The organism is Methylobacterium aquaticum (assembly GCF_001043915.1).
GTDB lineage: Bacteria > Pseudomonadota > Alphaproteobacteria > Rhizobiales > Beijerinckiaceae > Methylobacterium > Methylobacterium aquaticum.
This window is the reverse complement of the sequence record NZ_LABX01000336.1, coordinates 1-4,951: the sequence shown is the minus strand read 5'-3', so window position 1 is coordinate 4,951 and position 4,951 is coordinate 1. Positions and strand designations below refer to the sequence as shown.

The following is a 4,951-nucleotide window of genomic DNA, read 5'->3' as shown; positions in this document are numbered from 1 at the left end:
CGTTTCCCCCCACCCCCCCTGCGTGGCCGGAACCGAGCGTGATCGCGTCGCTGCCGGCCCCACCCAGGATGGTCGAGCTGCCGTCCCGCGCCGTGATCGCGTCGTCGCCGCCGATCTCAGGGTCGATCGATGCGATCGCGCTCAGCCGGCCGGCCGCGAAGGTCGCCTGGCCGTTGTCGCCCAGGATGACGTGGTTGCCCGTGCCGACCGTGATCCGGTCCGCACCGGCGCCACCGATAATCGTCGCGTCGCCGTCATCGGCCTGGATCGTGTCGGCGCCACCGATCGCCGCCTCCCCGTCCAGGGTTGCGATCGTCGCCAACACCCGCACGCCATCGACCAGCGTGAAGGTCGCCGCGCCGGTATCGCCGAGGATAACCTGCTTGCCCTTGCCGAGCGTAATCCGGTCCGCGCCAGCCCCGCCGAGGATGACCGAGTCGCCGTCTTGGGCGCTGATCGTGTCGTCGCCGCCGATCGTGCCGGACAGGGTCGAGATCGAGGTCAGCACCCCGTTCGTAAAGACCGCGTCGCCGTTATCGCCGAGGATGACGTGGTTGCCCGTGCCCACCGTGATCCGGTCGGCGCCGACACCGCCGATGATCACGGTGTCGCCGGCCATGGTGGTGATGGTGTCGCCCGCCCCCGCCGCGAGGTTGGTCGAGACGGCGCGGCTGAGGAGATGCGTGCCCTCGAGGAACAGCTGCGGCGTTGGCAGCCCGTCCTGGTAGAGTTGGCCGTGATCGCCGATCACCACGTTGGCGCCGGCCCCGGCGTCGATCGTGTCGGCCCCGGCGGCGCCGGTGTCGTCGATGGTCAGGATCCGGGTCGCGGCCGAGAGGTTGAAGGCAGAATCGCCCAGGATCACGTCGGCGACCGGACTGCCCGTGATGGTGTCGTTGCCGGAGCCGCCCGCGATGAAGGTGCGGCCCTGGCCGCCGATCAGCACGTCGTCGCCGGCGCCGCCGTCGATCATCACGATGCCGGTGGCGCCCGAGGCGTCGATCCGGTCGGCGAGGCTGACGGGCCGGCCGTCGACGCCGACCATGCCCTCGCGCCGGAAGGCGTAGGCGCGGCCGGTCGGGATCTCGGGCGTCGAATCGTAGCGGCTGTGATCGGCGGTGGTGTCGCCGAACAGGGCGAGCAGGCCGGTGGAGCCGGTCACCGTCAGCGTGTCGGCCCCGCCGCCGCCATGGATCTCGGTGAGCGTGCCGGTCGCGGTGCTCGCCACCATGACCGTGTCGTTGCCCTGGCCGAGCAGGACCTGAACGACGTTCATCCCCGCATAGGTGATGCCGCCGCGCGTGGTCACGCCGCCCACGACGAGGTCGGCCGCCGGCATGCCGAGGCCGCCGATATGGTCGGCCTCGAGCGTGCCGGCAACACCGAGCGTCGTCGTGTCGTTGGAGACGGTGAGCCGGTCGAGATCGGGCTGACTGCTCGCCGCGATACGGCGCGCGACCGCGGCATTCTCCTCGCCCGGCAGGGCCAGGGCCTGCTGGAGCCCGCGATCCTGCGGGCCGACGCCGCCCTGGAGCACCAGCGGACCCTGGATGATGCTGCCGACGTCGTGCGGCTGGCGCGAGACGGTCTTGAGATCGGTCCGGGTCTTCGCCCCCTGCGGATCGCGGGCGACGGTGATGCGGATCGGCGTGTCGTAGTTGTCCGGCCCGAAAGTGACGGTGGCAGGCCGGCCGGCCGCCGCCGCGGTGAAGCGGGGGTCGTCGCTCGACAGGATGGTCTGGCCGTCATCCTCCAGGGTCAGCGTGACGGGCGCGGTCGGCGCCGCCGTCAGCACCACGTCGTAGGAGGAGGTCCGGGTCTCGGTGACGGTCACGCCGCCGGGCGCCGGGCGCACCAGCACGCCGGCTGAGGTTCCGTCGACGACCGTGACATTCAGCACCGGGGCGTCGGCCATGCTGCCGAAGAAGCCCGCCGCGCCGAGCGAGCTGGTCACCCGGTGGGTGATCTGGACGATCTGCCGGGCCTGGACTTGGTCGTCCGGCGGCGCCGAGACCATCACGGTCTGGGCGACGTTCCAGTTTGCCGCCGTGAAGGTCAGGACGGCGTTGCCATCCGCATCCACCGGGAGCGCGCTGCCATCGGCCCGGGTCAGACGGATCCGGCCGCTGGTCGTCGACAGGGTGACGGTGACGGTCTCGCCCGGCCGCGGCTGTGTGTTGAGGGCGACGGTGTAGCGGTCGGCCTGCTGCGGCCGGGTGCCCTCGATGACCGTGGTGTCGCCGTCGGTCTGGGTGATGATCAGGCTGGGCGTGTCATCGTCGATCACCGTGACCATCACGGTGTTCAGGGCCGCGCCGTCGATCTCGGCGTTGGAGCTGATCACCGAATGGCCGATCGCGACGATCCGGTCGCCCTCGGCGGCGCTGTCCGACTTGGCGCGGACATAGACCGTGCGGGACGCGCTCCAGACATAGCCGCCGGTTCCGTCCGAGACGGTCGTGAAGGTCACCGTCAGGCTGTCGGCATAGGTGATCCCGTCGAGCGAGACCTCGACCGTGCCGGCATTGCCGGCGAGCGCCCGCATCTGCGCGGAGGATTGTTCCGCCGAGACCGTGACGACCGCGACATCCGTGGCAGTGAGCGCAGTGGTGGCCGGCGGCGGCGGCGCCACAGTATAGGTGGCGACGCGGCTGCCCGCCGCGTCCGGAGTGGTGTCGGCGCTGTCCTCCCACACCGTCAGGTCGTGGCCACCGCCGATCAACCGGCTCTGGTCGGTCGCCACCGTGACATCGATGCCGGCGACGGCCAACCCGTCATAGCGCATGTCGGCGCTCGTCACGGTGTGGTTGATCACCGCCGAGCCGCCCGTTCCGTCGCGGGAGACGACCTGACCCGAGACATCGCCGGCCGCCAAGACGGTGTCGCTGCCCAGGCCGCCGATCAGCGTCGTGACGACGCCGGCGGCGGTCGACCGCACCGAGATGGTGTCGTCGCCCTCCAGGCCATCGACCTCGATTGCCTGGACATTGCGGGGCGTGATCGACAGGCCGGCGCCGAAAACGCCGTCCTGCGTCACCAGGAAGGCGTCGGCAGCCTCGGTGCCGAGCACCACCACCTTGTTGACGCCGCTTCCGCCGTCGACGTGGAGCGGGGCGTTGACGCTGTAGGCGACCGTGGCGGGACCGCTGCCGGCGAGCGCGAAGGACCGGACCACGACCGTGTCGTCGCCATCCTCGCCGTCGAGATACAGGTCGGCGCTGTTCGAGTAGACCTGGACCGTGTCGTTGCCGGTGCCGCCCTTGATGACGGTCGGCACCGAATTGCCCTTCGACAGCCAGCCGTCGAAGGAGAGCGGGACCGTGTCGAAAGCGTCCTCGGCGAGCACGCCGTCGGCGACGTCGCGCGGGGTCGCGAAGACCTGGCCGACCTGGAAGGTGTCGTCGCCGACGCCACCGTCGATGGTCAGCGGCACGGTGTCGTCGATGGCGAAGTGGTCGTCGCCGAGGCCGCCCTCGACCAGGATGCGGCCGTTGAGTGAGCCATCGACGGTGATGCGCTCGACCGCCGCATCCGCCGGGTCGGTGCCGTCGGCATTCGGATGCACCAGGGCGACGAGGTTCCGGCGGGCGAGGAATGTGTCGTCGCCGTCGGTGCCGAGGATCGTCAGCGCGTCGACCCCGCGATCGGCATCGCCGCTGTCATGGACGTTGATCCGATAAGACGAGGACCCGGCGAGCTGGATCAGCACCGTGTCGGTGTCCTGGCCGCCATCGATGTCGAGGGTGTCGCGGCGCCCGTTGGTGGCGCTCGACAGCGGGGGCAGGCGGGTGATCGTGATCGTGTCCTGCCCGTCCTCGCCGAGGATTCGCGTGTTGCCGGCGATCTCGACGAGTTCGGCATCGAGCACGTCGTCACCGGCGCCGAGCGCGATGTCCGTCGTGGTCGAGCGCAGGCGTCCACGCAGGGTCACGCGATCGCGTCCGCCGAGCGTGGTCACGGCCAAGGTCGAGGCTGCGACCGTGCTGCCGAGCAGCGTGATCACGGTGTCACCCGCGCCCGCCCGGATCGCGATCGAACCGGCCTGGATCGTCGCCTTCTGGAGCACGGCGCCGTTCGCCGAGACGGCGTCGGTGATCGTGTCGGCGTCGGCTCCGGTCTCGAGGGTGAACGCGCCCGAGGCGGTCCAGCGGCTGGCCAGGGTCACGCCGTTGGTGCCGTCGCCCAGGGCGATCGCGACCGACCCCGCGGTGACGATGGCCGAGGTCCGGACGGCGCCGGCGACGAGCGTGGTATCGGTCAGCGTGTCGATCCCGCTGCCGCCCTGGATGGTCAGGGCACCGGCGACCGTGGTGACGCTGACAAGCGTGATGGTGTTCCGGCCGTCGCCGCTGCCGGAGGACGCCGTGACCTCCATCGAGCCGGCCTTGACCGCGCCCGCGACGGTGATCGCGTCGGCATCGCTGCCCGTCCGCACCGCCAGGGCGCCGGCCACGGCCAGGTCGGCGTCGATGTCGACGGTGTTCACGCCCTCGCCTGCGTCGATGGTCATCGACGCCGCCGTGTAGCGGCCCGTGAGGGAGATCGTGTCGTCGCTGCCGCCCGTCGTGATCCGGGCCGACCCGTTGATCGCGTACTCGCCGGTCAGCGACACCGTGTTGGACCCACCTCCGGCGTCGATCCGCAGCGACCCGAGGCCAGCCACGCCGCCCGACACCGAACCGTACATGCCCGTGAGCGTGATGCTGTCCCGGCCGCCGCCGGTCACCACCGCGAGCTCGCCCGCGACCGTGAAGCCGCCGTCGAGCGCGACACGGTTGGTGCCCTCCCCCGCCATGATCGCGAGCGAACCCGCCTTCACCGTCCCGGTCAGAGTGACCGTATCATCGTCCCCACCCGTCGTGATCTGCGCCGCATCCACGACGGTGATGTCGCCGTCGAGCGTCACCGTATTGGTGCCGTCCCCGGCATCAATCGACAGCGAACCCGCCTT

At 70.9% G+C, this 4,951-nt stretch carries 1 protein-coding gene; it reads right to left on the bottom strand.

Features of this window, described 5'->3' with window-relative positions; genetic code table 11:
• Positions 1–4,951 (bottom strand): beta strand repeat-containing protein (locus VP06_RS37545; protein WP_048467742.1); only part of this gene is annotated, 4,951 nt, incomplete at both ends.